Consider the following 860-nt stretch of genomic DNA (forward strand, 5'->3'; position numbering starts at 1 on the left):
GCCTTGGTGTACTGCTCCCAGCGCACGCGCGACTGCAGGTCCATCGGCGACAGTTTCCACTGTTTCATCGGATCGTGGATGCGCATCAGGAAGCGCATCTGCTGTTCCTCGTCGGTGATCGAGAACCAGTATTTGACCACGGTGATGCCCGAGCGGACCAGCATGCGCTCGAATTCCGGCACGTCGTGGAAGAATTCTTCGACCTGATCGGGCTGGGCAAAGCCCATCACCCGCTCGACGCCCGAGCGGTTGTACCATGAGCGGTCGAACAGCACGATCTCGCCGCCGGCCGGCAGATGCGGGACATAGCGCTGGAAATACCATTGCGACTTTTCGCGCTCCGTCGGCGCCGGCAGTGCGACGACACGGCAGATGCGCGGGTTGAGGCGCTGGGTGATGCGCTTGATGACACCGCCCTTGCCGGCCGAATCGCGTCCCTCGAAGATCACCACCAGCTTCTTCTTGTGGTGGGCGACCCAGGACTGCAGCTTGATCAATTCGGACTGCAGGGTGATCAGGTCGCGAAAATACTGCATGCGATCGATCGAAGGCGGATGCGAGTTCTTGTAGATCTTGGCGATCTCCATCGACAGCGCCGGCTCCGACATTTCGAGCTCATAGTCTTCGTCAAGCGTGTCGGCGAGCTCGGCTTCAAGCCAATCCCTGGCCGGAGAATTCTGTTTTAGCTCGGTCATTATCGGCTGCTCCACTTGCAAGCTCTGTCGATCCACGTCCGGCGCCCCAAACTCCCGGCCTACAGCCCGGGAACGGCAACACCTGAGCCGACTTCCATATAGGCCTGCAATGACGGTTTTATTGCAGCGCGAGCATGGTCACCACCGCTGTCGGTCCAGCCAGGC

1 protein-coding gene is annotated in these 860 nt (G+C 60.3%); it reads right to left on the reverse strand.

Annotated features, from left to right (window positions below; genetic code table 11):
• Positions 1 to 695, reverse strand: a 695-nt coding sequence (locus ENZ74_RS33180; protein ID WP_164761467.1) for a polyphosphate kinase 2 family protein, incomplete at its 3' end; no start/stop codon positions are given.
• Positions 696 to 860: the final 165 nt, after the last annotated feature.

Source organism: Mesorhizobium sp. M7A.F.Ca.CA.002.15.2.1 (genome assembly GCF_003998715.1).
In the GTDB taxonomy this organism is placed as follows: Bacteria; Pseudomonadota; Alphaproteobacteria; order Rhizobiales; family Rhizobiaceae; genus Mesorhizobium; species Mesorhizobium ciceri.